The sequence below is a fragment of the Salegentibacter maritimus genome, from assembly GCF_016236915.1.
GTDB lineage: Bacteria > Bacteroidota > Bacteroidia > Flavobacteriales > Flavobacteriaceae > Salegentibacter > Salegentibacter maritimus.
In genome coordinates this window covers 119,980-136,897 of the sequence record NZ_JAEHOK010000005.1, presented here as the reverse complement: position 1 = coordinate 136,897, position 16,918 = coordinate 119,980, and the positions used below count along the sequence as shown (strand labels likewise).

Genomic DNA, 16,918 nt, shown 5'->3' with positions numbered 1-16,918 from the left:
AAATAAATTCAGGATGACGATCTTAAAATTCTTCAAACAACCTCTTAATTAAGTTTATTCTAAAGTGGAATAATCCCCAATACTAATCTGGGTGAATTCTCCATTAAATTTAGCGAAATTACCTATCATCGCATTATCTAATTTTGCATTTTTCACTTCAGCAAAAGTTTGAATTAGACTATTCTTCACTTCAGCGTTAATAATTTTGGTACCATCGCCAATGGAAACATTAGGGCCAATTTTAGCATTCACCAGCTCTACATTTTCTCCGATATAACAAGGCTCGGTAATTTCAGAATTAGTAATCTTAATAGAGTCTGAGATTAACCTTTCACCATCCCGGTGAAGAAAATTAAGCATTTTACCATTGGTTTCTACGGTAACATTTTTGTTTCCGCAGTCCATCCATTCATCTACGGTTCCGGTTTTAAAAACCTTATTTTCGGCCATCATTTTTTTAATACCATCATTAATTTGGTATTCGCCACCGTGCATTAGGTTTTCATCAAGAACCTCTTCCAATTTCTCTTTTAAGACGGCAATATCTTTAAAATAATAGATACCTATTACGGCCTGGTCGCTAACAAACTCTGTTGGTTTTTCAACCAATTCTATAATCTCGTTTTTTTCATTAAGGTTTACCACCCCAAAAGCTTCAGGGTTGGCCACTTTTTTAGTCCAAATTACTGCATCGACATCTTTATCTAGCTCAAAATCGGCCTTTATCAAAGTATCGGCATAAGCAACCACTGCAGGACCGGAAAGTGATTCTTTAGCACTCATAATAGCGTGGCCGGTTCCCAAAGGTTGATCCTGGCGGTAAATTGATGCTTTTGCATTTAAACTTTCAGCTAATTCCTCTAAACTCTTTACAACATCGTCACCAAAGAAAGCGGGATCGCCCAAAATAAAAGCAATCTCATCTATAGGTTGGTCAAGTACTTTTGCAATATCCTCTACCAAACGGTGTACAATTGGTTTTCCCGCAACCGGAATTAAAGGTTTTGGAATAGTTAAGGTATGAGGGCGCAGTCTTGAACCACGACCCGCCATAGGCACTATAATTTTCATTTAATTTGTTTTTAAGACCTTATTATTTATAAGATCTATATTTATATTAATTTTTCGCACAACTAACCCGAAGGTTAAAAATTAGTAAGTTCTCCCTTTAAAATCCCGTGAGAACTACGGGTGTTATTTATTCCCGGTACTACCAAATCCGCCGGCACCACGTGTGGTTTCTTGCAGGCTTTCTACCTCTTCCCAGGAAATATGTTCGTGTTTAGCAATTACCATTTGGGCTACACGCTCTCCATTTTCTATTGTAAATTCTTCGTTAGAAAGATTCACCAAAATAACCCCAATTTCACCGCGATAATCGGCATCTATGGTACCGGGAGCATTCAATACTGTAATCCCTTTTTTAGCGGCCAGGCCACTTCGTGGTCTTACCTGGGCCTCGTAACCTACCGGAAGCTCTATAAAAAGTCCCGTTTTAACGATTGTTCTTTCTAATGGTTTTAACGTAACAGCTTCAGAAATATTGGCTCTAAGGTCCATTCCTGCCGAAGCTTCAGTTTCGTAATGCGGCAGTTTGTGTGCCGATTTATTGATGATCTTTACTTGCATATTTAAGATTGTAAGATTTTAATAAATTGTTTTCTTTCTGCAACATATACGGTTCCGAGAAAGATTAATAATAAGCTTATTCCAACAAAATAATTTCCGCGGAAGACATAAAATGAAAATACCGAAAATAGGACGGAAAGCATTAAATAGCTGCCTATTTTTTTAAGATTGTAGGGAATAGGATAATATTTTTTTCCGAAAAAATAAGAAAGCGACATCATAACAGCATAAGCCACCAATGTTGCAATCGCAGAACCCGTATAGCTTATAAAGGGGATTAAAATAATATTGAGAGCAAGGGTGAATAAAGCACCAACTACCGAGATGTACCCGCCAAAACGGGTGCGATCTGTAATCTTATACCAAACAGAGAGGTTATGATATATTCCAAGGAAAAGATTAGCCAGCAAAATAAGCGGCACAATATGCATTGCTTCCCAATAAGTACTATTCTGGATTAAAAGTTCTTTTAAAAGATCTATAAAGACGATAACGGCAATAAGAATAAAGCTTCCAAAAACCACAAAATATTTCGTGATTATCGCATAAGTTTCCGGTGCATTTTTATTTTCGGCGTGACTAAAGAAAAAAGGTTCTATGCCCAGCCTAAAAGCAGTAGCAAAAAGCGTCATAAACAAGGCTAATTTATAGCAGGCAGCATAAGCCCCAATTTCTTCCCTGGCTATATCCTGTGGCAGCAAATAATCTAACATTATTCTATCAAAAACTTCATTTACAGAAAAGGCCAGACCGGCAATTAAAACCGGAAATGCATAAGACATCATCGATTTCCATAAAACGGTATTAAAGCTGAAGTTTATTTTAAAATAGAAAGGTAGCATCATTAATAACGTAACTGCACTGGCCACCACGTTAGAGATGAAAATATAGCTAATCTCGAAATCTGGCACATAGATGCTCTCAAAAACCGGATTATCTATAGCCAGGTCTTTTAAAAACAGCAAGAAGAATATGTTTAATCCCAGGTTTATACTAACATTAATAAGTTTAATGATTGCGAAACGCATGGGTTTTTCGGTAGCACGAAGCCAGGTAAATGGGATAATAACCAATGCATCCAAAAATAGTATCCAAATAACCAGTTGAATATACTTAACCGGGATATTCACCATTTCAGCAATAAAATCCTTTACCAAAAAGGCCAGGACAAAAAACACTAAGGAACTCACTACCAGGGACCAGCCGGAAGTATTTAAAACTTCTCTTTTGTTTTTCATTTTATTATAAAACCTAAAAAACGCTGTTTCCATCCCATAAGCCAGGATAACATTAAAAAACACAAAATAGGCGAAGATGATAGAAATCTCGCCGTATTCTTCCTTTGGTAGAACGTGCGTATAAAGCGGAATTAATAAAACATTGAGCATGCGGGGCAACACCGTGGCAAGCCCGTATATAAATGTTTGTTGAAAAAGTTTTTTAAAAATACCCAACCTTAAGAATAATTAGATTTTAGGCTTAGTTTTGCGCTTCTATTCCAGTTAGCTTGTAATATTTTGTTTTGTTGTTTTGTGTAAACACGAGAATAGCTTCATCGTCTTGAATCTCAAAAGGAACTTTCTCAGTTCGTTGCGGAAGCCTGTTTTTGTTCTCTTCGGCCGGATCAATACTCATAATATCCATAGCACCGGTACTAAAATTGGCTATAAAAAGGTTGGTTTGTTCACTATCACGCACCAATGGAGATTTCATTCCTCTAAAATAGACACTATCCATACTCACCCTGTTTTCCTGGATAACAGCCACAGGAATGTAGAGATCTAACCCATTCTCATTCTCTGTATAATAAATATCCTGAAACTGTGCAGGAGCACGTTCCTGCAATTCCTTATTGCTGCCACAGCTTGTAACTAAGCTCAAAGCAAATATACCGGTAAGTAAAAATAGTAGTTTCTTCATAATAGAAATATTGCAGTTTAAAAGTACAAAAACAAAACCTATACCAAATAAAAAACCCGTACTAACATACGGGTTTTTAAAAACGGAAGTATTTCCGGAATATTATATAAAGCTTATCCATTTAAAGCCTCGGCACCACCAACAATTTCAAGGATTTCGTTGGTAATAGAAGCTTGTCTCGCTTTGTTATAAGACAATTTAAGGTCGTCACGCAGCTCTTTTGCGTTATCAGTTGCTTTGTGCATTGCCGTCATACGCGCGCCGTGTTCAGATGCAAAAGAATCCCTTAATGCTTTAAACAATTGCATCTTTAGAGATTTAGGGATAAGTTCTTTTACTATTTCATCTTTTGAAGGTTCAAAAATATAGTCAAGTTGCTTTTCTTCTTCAGTTTCAAACTGCTCTATAGGCAAAAACTGTTCGTGCTGTACAATTTGGGTTGCGGCATTCTTAAACTGGTTGTATACCAATACAATTTTGTCGTATTTTTCATCTAAGAACAACTGCATTAATTCTTCGGCTATCGCGGATACATTTTCATAAGAAAGATCGTCGTAGATCTCATTATTATTTTTAAAAATCCCGTAGTCTTTTTTAAGTACATCGTTTGCCTTTTTACCCAGGGTGTAAAGATCTACCTTTTTAGCATCATAATCGCTACCGGCTTTATACTTAACGGCTTTTACAATGTTGGTATTAAAAGCACCCGCCAGACCCTTATTTGAAGATATAGCCACCATTAACACGTTTTTCACTTCGCGTTCTTCAGCGTATTTGCTACTGGCATCGTCATCCAGGGTTGCACTTAAATCTTGTAACAGCTGCGTTAATTTTTCAGAATACGGTCTCATTTGCGTAATTGCATCCTGAGCCCGGCTCAACTTTGCTGCCGACACCATCTTCATGGCACTGGTAATCTGCATCGTTGATGATACCGAAGTAATCCTGCTACGTAATTCTTTTAAGTTTGCCATTTTATTTAGTATTGAGTATCGAGTATTTAGATTTTACACAAAATACCCGATACCTATAATTTATATAAAGTTTAAATATGAACCTAAGTTTCTAACTACAACAAGCTCAATACTCAATACTATTTCTTATATTTAGCTGAAAGCTCTTTCGCTACTGCAACCAGGGTATCTGTAACCTCATCGGTTAATTTACCGGCTTTTAGTGTATCTAGCATATCTCTATGCTTTGCGTTAAGATATTCCAGGTAATCTTTTTCAAATTCCTTCACCTTCTCTACCGGCACATCTCTTAGTAAGTTTTTAGAACCCGCATAAATAATTGCAATCTGGTCTTCTACCGCATAAGGATCGTTTTCAGCCTGCTTAAGGATTTCTACGTTACGCTTACCTTTTTGAATAACTCTTAAGGTTGTAGGATCTAAATCTGAACCAAACTTAGCAAAAGCTTCCAATTCACGATACTGTGCCTGGTCTAATTTTAAAGTACCGGCAACTTTCTTCATCGATTTAATTTGAGCCGAACCTCCTACACGAGATACAGAAATACCCACATCAATTGCAGGACGAACCCCAGAGTTAAATAAATCTGAAGTAAGGAAGATCTGTCCATCGGTAATCGAAATTACGTTGGTTGGGATATAAGCCGAAACGTCACCTGCCTGTGTTTCAATAATTGGCAGTGCCGTTAAAGAGCCACCTCCTTTTATTTTTCCCTTTAGGGAATCAGGAAGGTCGTTCATATTTTTTGCAATATCATCGTCGTTGATAACCTTTGCAGCACGCTCTAACAATCTAGAGTGCAAGAAGAAAACGTCTCCAGGGTATGCTTCACGTCCCGGTGGGCGACGTAAAAGCAAAGATACCTCACGGTAAGCTACCGCCTGCTTAGAAAGATCATCATAAATAATTAAGGCCGGACGACCGGTATCTCTAAAATACTCACCAATAGCAGCACCTGCAAACGGAGCATATACCTGCATAGGAGCAGGATCTGAAGCGTTTGCCGCTACAATAGTAGTATAAGCCAAAGCACCTTTATCTTCAAGTACTTTTGCGATACCTGCTACCGTTGAAGCTTTTTGCCCAATAGCAACATATATACAGTGTACAGGTTCCCCTGCATCGTAAAATTCTTTTTGGTTTAGAATGGTATCAATACAAACGGTAGTTTTACCTGTTTGACGGTCACCAATCACAAGCTCACGCTGCCCTCTACCAACAGGCACCATCGCATCGATAGATTTGATTCCTGTTTGCATAGGTTCACTTACCGGTTGACGATAAATTACTCCCGGCGCTTTACGCTCTAATGGCATCTGAAAAGTTTCTCCTTCAATATCACCTTTTCCATCTATAGGGTCTCCCAAGGTGTCTACTACACGACCTACTATGCCTTCACCAACGTTTATAGAAGCAATTCTATTGGTTCTTTTTACTACAGATCCTTCCCTAACATCTTTAGAAGGGCCTAATAGTACAATACCTACATTGTCTTCCTCAAGGTTTAATACCATTCCTTCGAGGCCGCTTTCAAACTGAACCAATTCTCCGTATTGTGCGTTTGCCAAACCATAAACGTTAGCGATACCATCACCAACAGTAAGTACAGTTCCCACCTCGTCTAAAGAGGCTCCGCTTTCAAAACCTGATAATTGTTTCTTTAATATTGCTGATACTTCAGCAGGATTTACTTCTGCCATAATTATTTAAGATAAAATGCCACAATATTTACGTGACGGTTTTTATTAACTTTTTAAAAGCCCATTAAGGGCATTTTATATAGATGATATATATGCGTTTGTTTTTAATTCCCTTTTTAACCTGTTAAGGTTTCTTGATACGCTGGCGTCATATTGCAAATCACCAACTCTTAAAACAAAACCTCCAATAATATCCTTATTCACAACGTTTTTAATTTTTGCGCCGGCACCTGTCAATTCTTTTACCTTGGCTAAAATCTTATCTTCAAGCTCTGGTGTTAATGGAACTGCAGAAGTTACTACCGCCTCCTGAGAACGATTCATCTCGTTAAAACGCTGTATATAATTTCGCGCTACCAGGTCAAGAATATTAATTCTTCCGTTTTCAATAAGCACATCAAAAACACCCTGGGTAATCTCTCCTGCGCCCTTAAATATCTCTTTTAAACTAGCTTTTTTAACCGTTGTATTAACAACCGGACTTTTTAGCATAGCCGAAAGATCTTCACTTTTAGCAATTGTTTGAGAAATTTGCTGCATATCGGTAAAAACACCCTCAGTAGTATTTTTTTCCTTAGCCAAATCTAAAATCGCCTTAGCGTAACGTTGTGCTGCCCTGGTTCCTTTCATGTGTCTTAATTTAAGGTAGCATCATTCAACATCTTATCAATCATCTGATGCTGCTTCTCCTCAGTGGCTAATTCTTTACCTATAACCTTCTCGGCTATTTCTATAGAAAGGGTCGCAACCTGGTTTTTAATATCTGCCATAGCTGCACGCTTCTCTATTTCAATACTCTCTTTGGCCTTAGCCACAATACTATCTGCTTTACTTTGTGCATCTGCCTCAGCCTCAGAAACCATTTTCTCTTTTAGCTGTCGTGCTTCCTTAAGAATCTCATCTCTTTCTGCACGCGCCTCCTGCAACAATTTCTCATTGTCTGCCTTTAGATTTTGCATTTCTTTACGCGCATCTTCAGCAGAAGCAAGAGCTTCATTAATAGACTCTTCGCGGGTCCTTACCGCACCAAGAATTGGCTTCCAGGCGAATTTAGCAAGAATAAACATCAATACTAAAAAGACAATAGTTTGCCAAAAAATAAGACCAACTTCCGGAGTAATTAAATCCATAATTATTTATTTATAATACCTGTTAACATCATTTTTTAAAAGCCCATTCGCAACCAACCGTTGCGAATGGGTTTTGTGAATTCTTATTAGGAAGTTAAAACCCCTAATAAAGCTGCTACCACTCCAAAAAGAGCAACACCCTCTACAAGTGCAGCAGCAATAATCATTGCAGTCTGGATTTTCCCAGAAGCCTCTGGCTGACGGGCAATAGCGTCCATCGCTGAACCACCAATTTTACCAACGCCATAAGCGGCTCCAATAACTGCTAATCCAGCTCCTAAAGCTGCAAGACCTACGTGTAATAATTCCATAGTAAAAAAAATTAAAAATTAAAATTAATGATGTTCATGTTCCTCTACCGCAGCCCCAATAAACAAGGCCGACAGCATAGTAAAAATAAACGCTTGAAGGAATGCTACCAGCAATTCCAGTACTGTAATAAAAAGTGCGAAGGGAACCGAAATTCCGGCAACCCCAGCATTTTCCAATATAAATATCAAGGCTAATAAACTTAGGATAATAATGTGCCCTGCTGTAATATTAGCGAATAGACGAATCATTAATGCAATAGGCTTTATTAGCAGCCCAAGCAATTCTACAACCGCCAGGATAGGTTTTACAAAAGTTGGTATACCCGGCATCCATAGTGTATGCTTCCAAAAATCCTTATTCCCGTTAAACACTATTAACACAAGAGTAAAAAGCCCTAATGAAACAGTTACCGCAATATTCCCGGTAACGTTAGCTGCACCAGGCAGGAGACCTAAAAGGTTTGTAATCCATATAAAGAAAAACACAGTTAACAAAAACGGCATAAACTTCATATACTTCTTATCGCCAATTTGAGGCTTTGCAATTTCATCGCGCACAAAAAGAACCAATGTTTCTAAAATATTATTGAAACCGGCAGGAGCCTTTTTACTCTTTTTATGATGCCCGGCCAGGCCAAAGAAGAAAATCAACATTAAAATAACCGTTAAAAGCATAGCGGCCACATTCTTGGTAATAGAAAAATCCCAGGGCTTACTGGCATTTATAACATTATGTTCTTCATCAAACTCTACAGTTTCTGCACCCGCATCTAATTTGTATATATCTTCATGATAATTCACAAAACGCATACCGTCCTTTTCAACCACGTATTTCCCTTCGGTATCGTGATGAAACTCACTTGACATAAAGGTTACAAATCCATCTTCTTTAGTGTAAAGAATTACGGGAAGGGGCAAAGTAACCGAACTATCTCCCGCGCCAAAAAAATGCCATCCATGGGCATCGCCAATATGATGCATAATCATATCGGTAGGATTAAAATCATTTTTACTTTCTTCTGCCTGAGAATCATCCTTGGCAAAAGCGTTAAAAGGAAGTAAGGCTAAGGCTAGTGTAAACGTCACTATAATCTTTAAAGATTTATGTGCTATCATAGTACCTGTTCTGCTTAAAATTATGGGCTCTAAATTCGGGTGCAAAGGTATACTTTTAATTTTTATTTGAAAGCACCCCAACTAAAATTTTAGCAAAAGTGTTATTTTTTGCATTATTACTGACAAACAGGAGCTTAAGCTTTGTTTATTAGTTTCACCGCATATAGCGTCTCAAAGATCAAAAACAAAAAATAAGGAATAAAAAACGCAAGAATATTACTAAATACGCCATCTAAACCACTTAAAACCAGAGGAAGCAGGAAAATTACGGCCATCACCATTTTTAACAAACTTAATCCCATAAAAGCAAAACCGGTATTTTCGGTAAAATTACGGTAAACAAAAACCAGGATTGAATAAATTAGAAAGGTGGCCACAAAATGAAAAAGGTAGATACTAAAACTACTGTAGTAGAAATCTAACTCTAAAACATACTGTTGTAAAAGAAATTGTATTAACCACAAAAACAAAGTAAAAGGCAACAATCGCTTTAAGAAAGCCAGTAAATCATTTTTCATATTTTTCGTCTTCTTCGCTCATTTTAATTACACTCCTATAGACCTGGTAAAGCGCTATAAAAACCCCTAATAAGGATAATGAAATCGTAAATACAGAATATTTATTGGGGAACTCACCATCTAACCATATCCCCAATAAAACGCCTCCGGCAATAATGATTCCCATCTGGAAAGCAATATTCACAAAAACCATGTATTTATTCAGGTTATCTTTTTTCATACTTTAAACCGGAAAAAATGCTAGTTGATTGGTTTTGAATATTCTTCCAAATTCTTCTGAATTTGAACAACTCTATAATTCTCGGTTGAAATTTTAACTGGTTCTTTTTCCACCAGGTAGTCTTCATTTATTTGAAGTAATTCGGCAAAGCCTTTGGCTCTTTCCAAATCTTTAAGACCGTGAACCATTACAAAAACCTCTTCTGGGCTATAAACATCTACAGAAACCGAAAGATGGTTATAATTAACATCGGAAATGGCTGTTTTTATTTTTTCTTCTAAAGCTATGGCAGCTTCTTTTTCTGCAAGTTTATACCTATAAAGTAGTTTATAATTTTGCTGAAGGCTATCTGCATTAAACTCCAGGCCGCTTAATTTTGGAATTGTTTTATTTAGAATCTCCTGGGCTTTTTTTCCTTCTGCGCTTTGCGGGTAGGTTAGTGCCACGTGATTTAATGCACTTTTATAGGCATCTAGACCTAAAAGCCTGCCACTGGCCTGGGCTTTTAAAAGTTCTAATTTGGGTACAATTACGTCTCCGGAAAATTCTGAGATATATCTATTCGATTCAGAAGTAACCTTATCAAAATTCTGTGCTTTAAAATCGCGATACAGCTGTGCATAAATCGCTTCAGGAACATTTTTATCTTCCTGAATGCTTTCAGGATTCAAAATATAGGCCGCGTAACGCGAATCGGGATAATCAGTTACAATTTCAGCCCTCATTTTATCAGCCCTTAACGCCTGACCTGTGTTTTGGTAAATCTGGTATAAATTATACATCGCAGGCAAAATAAAACGCTCTTCTGAAGACATTTCTAAAACCGCCTCGAGTCTATCCTGTGCCATCCGGTATTCCCCGAAGTTTTCTTTATAAATCACCCCCAGCTGATAATAGGCAAAGTCGCGATCACGAGTTAAAGTGTCCAAAACTGCCGAATCTGTAGGAATTTGATTAATATAGGTATAGGGATCTAATCTTGGATCATTATCCAAAACCTGTTGCGACAGTCCTGTTTCTTCTGCTACAGCATCTTCATTTTCAAAGCTCACTTCTGCCCAACGCCAATTGTCGGCCAGTGGCCTCTCACCCCATTGATTCAGAAAATCCTGCCTACCCTGTTGTACTCGAGTTTCGTTATAAAAATAAAATGTACGCGAAGAATTGGGCTGTTGTCCTGAAGCTATGTTTGGCAAAGCTACTGGTAAAATACTTGCAGTCTCATCGGCCTCTAAACGGGTACGCAAATTGGAGGTGTAGTCTTTAAAATAGTCTAACTGCGCCGCAGATGTCATTTGGCTTAAACGCAATATACTATCGTTTTTATAAGCTATCCCCTCATATTTTATAACATCTTCTAAATTATCCCTTTTTTTCTTTATAGTTCTAAACTCCCTAAGTTTGGGATTCATCTCTGCCAGGGTACTATCAAAATATTTACTTGCCAATACATACTTGCTGTTGTCGAAATTTATATTTGCCAGTATCTCGTAATTAATAGACCGCAGGTAAATATCGCTGGCGGGTGCCCTCAAGGATTTTTTATAATATTCTACGGCTGTTTCGGTAGAGTCCAGGCGATTATAATATTCACCAATTTGAAAATAAATTTTGTCTAAATACGGCCTGTTTTCACGGTCTTCCTCCAGGTCTCGAAGCATTTCCCTTAATTCATAATTATTTCCCTGCCCCAATTGAAAATTTCGTGCTTTTTGCACATAGGCATTAATCATATACACCCTGGGGGATTTTCTGTTTAGGTCTATAACCGCATCAAAGGCAGCATTGGCTTTGGCAGGCTCACCCATACGATTATAAAGTTGGCCGAGAATATAAAAATAGCGGCCCTTTTCTTCGTTTTTATCGGTAAACTCTGCGGCGTTACTTAATGGAACTATCGCACTATCTAAATGCTTAAGGTTGATATACGCCTGGGCCATAGTGGCACTGGCATCGGCAATATCCTGATCTTCCAGGTATTCCAAATCCAAGACTTTTTTTAGATTATTAATAGCCAGTCTATTATTTTCCAGACGCATATGGGTCTTTTCCCGCCAAACCCGGGCGTGAATAATATTGTTACTGGCAGGGTAACGCCTTAAGATATAGTTGAAAGCTTCCAGCGCAGGAATAAAACGCTGATCGAAATACCTGGCTTTCCCCAATAATAGATAAGCTTCATCGATTTGGGGATTTCTCTCTTTCCCTTCAATAAGCATGGCGTGGCGCTGAATAGCTTTTACAGCCTTTTCTTCAGCATAACCAAAATTCTGATTTCGAACACTGTCCGGTAAAACAATATTTTCGTCAATTTGCATGCGTTCTATGGGCAGTATATCCCAATAGTTATCGGCATAGTTTTGGTTAAGCTCTTCTTTCCCCTGTTGCAGGCCAATATTACCATTGTAAAGGGTATTATACTCTGTAGTAACCGCGTGCCAATTTCGGTTTAAAAAGGTGTTCTTTTTTCGGGAACAGCCCGCAATACTCCCTAGAAAGAGTATAAACAAAATAAGTTTGGTAATTATTTTCAAAATCAACCGGTTCTGGATGGCTTTATAACTAAAAATCAGAAAGTTTAGTGTGCAAAAATACGCTTCTTTTTATAAATGCAAACCTAATTAAGATAGTTCTTCAGCCTGAGTTACTTCTACCTCACCAGAAAAATAGCGTTCTAACTCACTTAAAGTAGCTTCAGAAGTTTTAATATCTTTTACCACTTCACCTTTATCCAAAACTACTATTCGTTCACAAACCTCGGTTACATGAATAAGGTCATGGCTAGAGATTAACACTGTAACCTCTCTATTTTCAGTAAGTTCTTTAATAATTTTTTTTAAGCGAATTTGGGTGGTAGGATCTAAATTAGCAAAAGGTTCATCTAAAATAACCACTTTAGGGTTTCCTATTAAAGCAGCTACAATCCCTACTTTTTTCTGATTTCCCTTAGAGAGATCGCGTAAATATTTTTTTCGGCCTAAAATCTCACCGTGAAAAAAATCTTCAAAACTCGTTAAAAACGAATCGATATCAGCTTTATTGGCTCCTCTTAATTCACCCACGAAATAAAAATATTCTTCGGGGGTTAAATAGCCTATCAAAAAACTTTCATCTATAAAGGAAGCAGTAAAAGGTTTCCAGTCTTCGCTTTGACTAACGGTGATCTCATGGTTAAAAATATTTCCGGCAGTAGGCTGGATTAAATCAAGCAGTAAGCTGAAAAAGGTAGTTTTTCCGGCTCCATTATTCCCAACCAGACCAAAACTTTCCCCTTCAGGAATATCTAAATGTTCTATGTTCAAAACTTTTGTTCCGCCGTAAACTTTACTAAGATTCGTAGCTGTTATCATATTTATAATTTTATTCACCGGTTTGTTTAAAACCATTAATCATTGCATATTTTCTTTTTTGATAAACCCCGGCAATGTATTTCATTAAACTAGCTCGCAACAGCAGCCCTAACAGTCCCAAACCAGAAAGAGCAATTAAGCCTGCTTCAAAATTTATAAAAAAGTTTAGAAGCCAGAAAATTAAAACAGGCAAAAACATTAAAGGAATACCAACAATCCATTGAGCGGCTCCTGTACCCTGATAGTTCATAAACGGACTCTTATCAAGATCTATCCTTTTTTTATTAAAAGAACCGGAATAAAGTAGAATAGGGACATTCACACCAATATTATATAAAGCTGCAACCATATTTATCAATAAAATATCCCACCCAAAATAAATATATGGAGTGCTTAAAATAGCCAGTACAATCACACTGGAACTAATTAGCATTGCTTTGGAGGACAGGTAATCTTTAAGCGGAATATTTTGCGCCATAATCATGGGGTAATAAGAGGCATCCCAGGAAGGCACAAATTGACCAAAATTGATCATAAAAATTCCGGTCATAAAAACACCTACAAATACATACATAGCCGGGTGCCCGTACATATCGCCTGGATAAATAAACAAGCCGTAACCCAACAAAAGCAACGACATATAAATTGTGGTCTTAGGCCTTTTATTTCTCCAAATAAGTTTTAAATCTAATTGAAGAAAAGGTGCAAGAACTCCAAATTTTTTAGTCCATTCAAAATTCTTTGTATCGGCATCTTTTTGTTTTTCTTTTAAACCTGCATCAAGATAAAACTTGCTTTCAAGGTTTAATTGGTTCCATTTATATAGAATAATTAGCATAACTATAGGCAAAACAGCAAGATAAGGATTCAAAACAAGGAAATTCATCATTTTACCAAACCAAAAACTAATCTCGAAGACTTTAAAATATTCCAATGTTCCAAGAATCACAACAGCTAAGATTGCGGGAATTAAGGCCTTTAAATTATCAGTAAACTTCTTTTTAATAAGAAAGTTTAAAAAATTCACACATTGCGTGGTAGCAATCATGGCTATCATCCATCCTATAATATTCCAGGTACCATAATCGCCTTTGTTAATACAAAAAATCCCGAATGGTATAATTATAAATAGGGGCAGAAAGTTAAAAAAAGAATACATAGACTTAAGCAGCACAAAGTTCACTGCTTTTCTTCTGGAAATAGGTAAATTTAAAAGCGGTTTTATATCTAACACCGGCAATGTTTGAATCATAAACCTAAAACCAAGCTCGAACACCAGCCAGAGTAAAACAAACCGATTTACCATTTGTAAAGGGTCCTGATTAGGAAAGGTTTCCTGTAATAATGGGTAGAGACCAATCCCTAAGGCCAAGAATGCCACCGAAAAATATAAAGCAAGAAAAATTAAGAAGATTTTTAACCCAATATTCTTCCCAAGACTGGCAGAACGAAAAAAAAACTTCCACTCTAACCACAAAAATCGTTGAAACATAATTTTTAAGAATTTCCCCACTAAACGGGATTAAATAAGCATTGGCCTAAATTAAATTTAAAGGTATCTCCAGACCAAAATATAGCTCATATTCATATTTTACCTATCACTTACTTTACAAGTATAGAAATTTAGGCATTTGTTACACTCTTTAATTTCACATACTTTGTATTTTTGCAAAAAATATTTTTTTGATGAGTAAATTTTTTCCTTTAGAGATAAAAGAAGTAGTTAGGGAAACCCCACAAGCAGTAAGCTTGTCTTTTAATATTCCGGAAAACTTAAAAGAGGAATTTAAGTTTGATGCAGGCCAGTATATTACCATAAAAACAAAAGTAGGTGATGAAGAGATAAGACGTGCTTATTCCCTTTGTTCGGCCCCTAATTCGGGAGAGTTTAAAGTAACGGTAAAAGAGGTAGAAGGTGGGAAATTCTCTGTAATTGCCAATAACAAACTCAATGCAGGAGACATTCTGGAAGTTCATCCGCCAGAAGGAAAATTTATTTTAAAACCTACCGGTGAAGCAAAAACGTATGCAGCCTTTGCTGCCGGAAGCGGGATAACACCAGTGCTTTCTATTATAAAAACCGTTTTGAGCGAAGAGCCTAAAAGTAGGTTTGTGCTTACCTACGGAAACAAATCTCCGGAAGAAACCATTTTTTTTAAAGAGCTGCTTGAATTGCAAGCTAAATTTGCCGACAGGCTTTTTATAGAGTTTGTATACAGCCGAACAAGAGAGGATAATTCCCATTTTGGACGTATAGAAACCAGCACGGTAAACTTTGTTGTAAAGAACAAATTTAAAGATCAGGCTTTTGATGCTTTTTACCTTTGTGGTCCCGAGGAAATGATAAACCAGGTAAGTGAAGTTTTAAAACAAAACGGAATTACCGAAGACAAAATTCTTTACGAACTATTTACCACTGAAGAAACAGGCGCCATAGAAACCAATGTTGAAGGTAAAACCGAACTTACGGTTATGGTAGATGACGAGGAAACCACCTTTTCTATGGATACCAAAGATACGGTACTGGATGCTGCTTTAGAGCAGGATTTAGACGTACCTTATTCCTGCCAGGGTGGTATTTGCAGCAGTTGTATTGCCAGAATCACCGAAGGAAAGGCCGAAATGCGAAAAAATCAAATTCTAACCGATGACGAAGTGGAAGAAGGTTTAATCTTAACCTGCCAGGCACAACCTCTTACGCCAAAGCTTAAGGTAGATTACGACGATGTCTAGTATACCAGGCAAGAAAGTCTTGCTAAGCACTCTTGTAAAGAATACATAAATTTTATGCTGAAACTCAAAAATGTCTCTTTTGCCTATGCTGAAGAACCGGTTTTAAAAAACATAAGTTTTAAGCTTGAAAAAGGAGAAAACCTTTCGGTAATTGGAGAAAGCGGCTGTGGTAAAAGTACGCTGCTTAAACTTATTTACGGCCTGCTTCATACCGATGGTGAGATTTTTTGGGAAGAAAAAGAATTATTGGGACCCAATTTTAACCTGGTGCCCGGAGAGGCTTTTATAAAATATTTAGCCCAGGATTTCGATCTTATGCTTCCTTTAAGTGTAGCCGATAATATTGGAAAATACCTTAGCAACCAATATCCCCACAAAAAGAAGCAGCGTATAAAAGAATTATTGGAAGTGGTTGAAATGACCGAGCTAGCCGATAAGAAAGCGAAACTTTTAAGCGGCGGCCAGCAACAGCGCGTAGCTTTAGCACGGGCGCTGGCCAAGCAGCCTGAACTGCTTTTACTGGACGAACCTTTTAGCCATATAGACCACTTTAGAAAAAATAATTTACGTCGAAGACTTTTTGCTTACCTAAAGGACCACAATATCGCCTGTATAGTGGCCAGCCACGATAGTACCGATGCACTTTCTTTCGCCGACAAAACTATCGTCCTGAAAAATGCAAAAATCTATGCTGAAAATTCTCCGCAGAATTTATATGAAAACCCACCAAATAAATATGTGGCATCCCTTTTTGGAGATGTAAACGAACTTATGCTAAAGGATTTGGCTAAAGATGAAAGCAGCCGAAAAAAAGTGATTCTTTACCCGGAAGAAATAAAACTTTCCAAAACTTCCGGAATAGAAGCAACAGTAAAAAAATCCTGGTTTAAAGGTGAAAACTGGTTAATTGAAGCCGAACTAAACGGAAAGACTATCTATTTTAATCATTCACAGGAATTAAAAAAAGACAAAAGGATAAAGCTTAAAATTTCAGAAAAATTAATCGAATCTAGATTGAAGTAAGTTTCGCCACGAATAACCGAATAATTCTAGTCGATAGACTGTAGTAATTAGCCGTTAGATAGAAAATTATGGCCCAAAAAACCAGGCCTATTATCAGGGATAAACACCATTTCTTCAAGGAGAGGTGTCCGCAGATCGGAGGGGTTTGATCTTGTTTCTTGTTTTTTCCTTCTTTACTATCATCATTACGAGCGCCCGAAGGAGCGCGGTAATCTACTGAATGAGAGTTTCTATTTGTGCAGATTGCTTTAGTCGTACCTTCTTAGCAATCACACATTGTTTTTTTGTGTCGTC

At 37.2% G+C, this 16,918-nt stretch carries 17 protein-coding genes; 2 read left to right on the top strand and 15 right to left on the bottom strand.

The genetic code is table 11. The features are described from left to right. Positions 1-54 precede the first annotated feature (54 nt). From I6U49_RS05485 to I6U49_RS05415, 15 genes are all read right to left on the bottom strand, one after another. Positions 55-1,071: a sugar phosphate nucleotidyltransferase gene (locus I6U49_RS05485; protein ID WP_198627894.1), complete on the bottom strand. Its 1,017-nt coding sequence runs from the start codon at positions 1,069-1,071 to the stop codon at positions 55-57. A 123-nt stretch (positions 1,072-1,194) separates the two neighbouring features. Next, positions 1,195-1,629, bottom strand: a complete 435-nt coding sequence (gene dut / locus I6U49_RS05480) for a dUTP diphosphatase (protein WP_193712115.1) — start codon at positions 1,627-1,629, stop codon at positions 1,195-1,197. A 2-nt stretch (positions 1,630-1,631) separates the two neighbouring features. After that, positions 1,632-3,083, bottom strand: a complete 1,452-nt coding sequence (locus I6U49_RS05475; RefSeq protein WP_198627893.1) for an oligosaccharide flippase family protein — start codon at positions 3,081-3,083, stop codon at positions 1,632-1,634. Positions 3,084-3,108: 25 nt separating this feature from the next. Further along, positions 3,109-3,549, bottom strand: coding sequence for a hypothetical protein (locus I6U49_RS05470; RefSeq protein ID WP_198627892.1), 441 nt, complete (start codon positions 3,547-3,549; stop codon positions 3,109-3,111). 113 nt (positions 3,550-3,662) lie between these two features. Continuing rightward, positions 3,663-4,523 (bottom strand): ATP synthase F1 subunit gamma, encoded by an 861-nt coding sequence (gene atpG / locus I6U49_RS05465; protein WP_198627891.1) that lies wholly within the window; start codon positions 4,521-4,523, stop codon positions 3,663-3,665. Between the two features lie 119 nt (positions 4,524-4,642). Continuing rightward, positions 4,643-6,223, bottom strand: a complete 1,581-nt coding sequence (gene atpA, locus I6U49_RS05460) for a F0F1 ATP synthase subunit alpha (protein ID WP_198627890.1) — start codon at positions 6,221-6,223, stop codon at positions 4,643-4,645. A gap of 75 nt (positions 6,224-6,298) precedes the next feature. Continuing rightward, positions 6,299-6,853 (bottom strand): ATP synthase F1 subunit delta, encoded by a 555-nt coding sequence (gene atpH / locus I6U49_RS05455; protein ID WP_198627889.1) that lies wholly within the window; start codon positions 6,851-6,853, stop codon positions 6,299-6,301. A gap of 5 nt (positions 6,854-6,858) precedes the next feature. Next, positions 6,859-7,353 (bottom strand): F0F1 ATP synthase subunit B, encoded by a 495-nt coding sequence (locus I6U49_RS05450; RefSeq protein WP_193712121.1) that lies wholly within the window; start codon positions 7,351-7,353, stop codon positions 6,859-6,861. Positions 7,354-7,439: 86 nt separating this feature from the next. Next, positions 7,440-7,664: an ATP synthase F0 subunit C gene (atpE, locus tag I6U49_RS05445; RefSeq protein ID WP_193712122.1), complete on the bottom strand. Its 225-nt coding sequence runs from the start codon at positions 7,662-7,664 to the stop codon at positions 7,440-7,442. Positions 7,665-7,688: 24 nt separating this feature from the next. Next, positions 7,689-8,780 (bottom strand): F0F1 ATP synthase subunit A, encoded by a 1,092-nt coding sequence (gene atpB, locus I6U49_RS05440; protein ID WP_193712123.1) that lies wholly within the window; start codon positions 8,778-8,780, stop codon positions 7,689-7,691. A 134-nt stretch (positions 8,781-8,914) separates the two neighbouring features. Further along, positions 8,915-9,298: a hypothetical protein gene (locus I6U49_RS05435; RefSeq protein ID WP_193712124.1), complete on the bottom strand. Its 384-nt coding sequence runs from the start codon at positions 9,296-9,298 to the stop codon at positions 8,915-8,917. Then, positions 9,288-9,518 (bottom strand): AtpZ/AtpI family protein, encoded by a 231-nt coding sequence (locus tag I6U49_RS05430; protein ID WP_193712125.1) that lies wholly within the window; start codon positions 9,516-9,518, stop codon positions 9,288-9,290. Before I6U49_RS05430 ends, I6U49_RS05435 begins: the two co-directional genes overlap by 11 nt. Positions 9,519-9,538: 20 nt before the next feature. Beyond that, a complete protein-coding gene (gene porW / locus I6U49_RS05425; protein ID WP_232804640.1) occupies positions 9,539-12,052 on the bottom strand; it encodes a type IX secretion system periplasmic lipoprotein PorW/SprE in 2,514 nt (837 codons plus the stop codon). An 87-nt stretch (positions 12,053-12,139) separates the two neighbouring features. Further along, positions 12,140-12,868, bottom strand: a complete 729-nt coding sequence (locus I6U49_RS05420; protein ID WP_198627887.1) for an ABC transporter ATP-binding protein — start codon at positions 12,866-12,868, stop codon at positions 12,140-12,142. A gap of 10 nt (positions 12,869-12,878) precedes the next feature. After that, a complete protein-coding gene (locus I6U49_RS05415; RefSeq protein ID WP_198627886.1) occupies positions 12,879-14,360 on the bottom strand; it encodes a DUF5687 family protein in 1,482 nt (493 codons plus the stop codon). A 194-nt stretch (positions 14,361-14,554) separates the two neighbouring features. Between I6U49_RS05415 and I6U49_RS05410 the strand changes: the two genes are divergently transcribed. Together I6U49_RS05410 and I6U49_RS05405 are read left to right on the top strand one after the other, a co-directional pair. Continuing rightward, positions 14,555-15,601, top strand: coding sequence for a ferredoxin--NADP reductase (locus tag I6U49_RS05410; protein WP_198627885.1), 1,047 nt, complete (start codon positions 14,555-14,557; stop codon positions 15,599-15,601). A gap of 54 nt (positions 15,602-15,655) precedes the next feature. Then, positions 15,656-16,624, top strand: a complete 969-nt coding sequence (locus tag I6U49_RS05405) for an ABC transporter ATP-binding protein (protein WP_198627884.1) — start codon at positions 15,656-15,658, stop codon at positions 16,622-16,624. The last annotated feature ends 294 nt before the right edge of the window (positions 16,625-16,918 follow it).

Bases quoted from the DNA above. Each gene is read 5' to 3' on its own strand.
- I6U49_RS05430 (WP_193712125.1), bottom strand. From the start codon at position 9,518: ATGAAAAAAGATAACCTGAATAAATACATGGTTTTTGTGAATATTGCT.
- atpA (WP_198627890.1), bottom strand. From the start codon at position 6,223: ATGGCAGAAGTAAATCCTGCTGAAGTATCAGCAATATTAAAGAAACAA.
- I6U49_RS05485 (WP_198627894.1), bottom strand. From the start codon at position 1,071: ATGAAAATTATAGTGCCTATGGCGGGTCGTGGTTCAAGACTGCGCCCT.
- atpE (WP_193712122.1), bottom strand. From the start codon at position 7,664: ATGGAATTATTACACGTAGGTCTTGCAGCTTTAGGAGCTGGATTAGCA.
- atpB (WP_193712123.1), bottom strand. From the start codon at position 8,780: ATGATAGCACATAAATCTTTAAAGATTATAGTGACGTTTACACTAGCC.
- atpH (WP_198627889.1), bottom strand. From the start codon at position 6,853: ATGAAAGGAACCAGGGCAGCACAACGTTACGCTAAGGCGATTTTAGAT.
- I6U49_RS05450 (WP_193712121.1), bottom strand. From the start codon at position 7,353: ATGGATTTAATTACTCCGGAAGTTGGTCTTATTTTTTGGCAAACTATT.
- I6U49_RS05420 (WP_198627887.1), bottom strand. From the start codon at position 12,868: ATGATAACAGCTACGAATCTTAGTAAAGTTTACGGCGGAACAAAAGTT.
- I6U49_RS05410 (WP_198627885.1), top strand. From the start codon at position 14,555: ATGAGTAAATTTTTTCCTTTAGAGATAAAAGAAGTAGTTAGGGAAACC.
- I6U49_RS05415 (WP_198627886.1), bottom strand. From the start codon at position 14,360: ATGTTTCAACGATTTTTGTGGTTAGAGTGGAAGTTTTTTTTTCGTTCT.
- atpG (WP_198627891.1), bottom strand. From the start codon at position 4,523: ATGGCAAACTTAAAAGAATTACGTAGCAGGATTACTTCGGTATCATCA.
- I6U49_RS05435 (WP_193712124.1), bottom strand. From the start codon at position 9,298: ATGAAAAATGATTTACTGGCTTTCTTAAAGCGATTGTTGCCTTTTACT.
- dut (WP_193712115.1), bottom strand. From the start codon at position 1,629: ATGCAAGTAAAGATCATCAATAAATCGGCACACAAACTGCCGCATTAC.
- I6U49_RS05470 (WP_198627892.1), bottom strand. From the start codon at position 3,549: ATGAAGAAACTACTATTTTTACTTACCGGTATATTTGCTTTGAGCTTA.
- I6U49_RS05405 (WP_198627884.1), top strand. From the start codon at position 15,656: ATGCTGAAACTCAAAAATGTCTCTTTTGCCTATGCTGAAGAACCGGTT.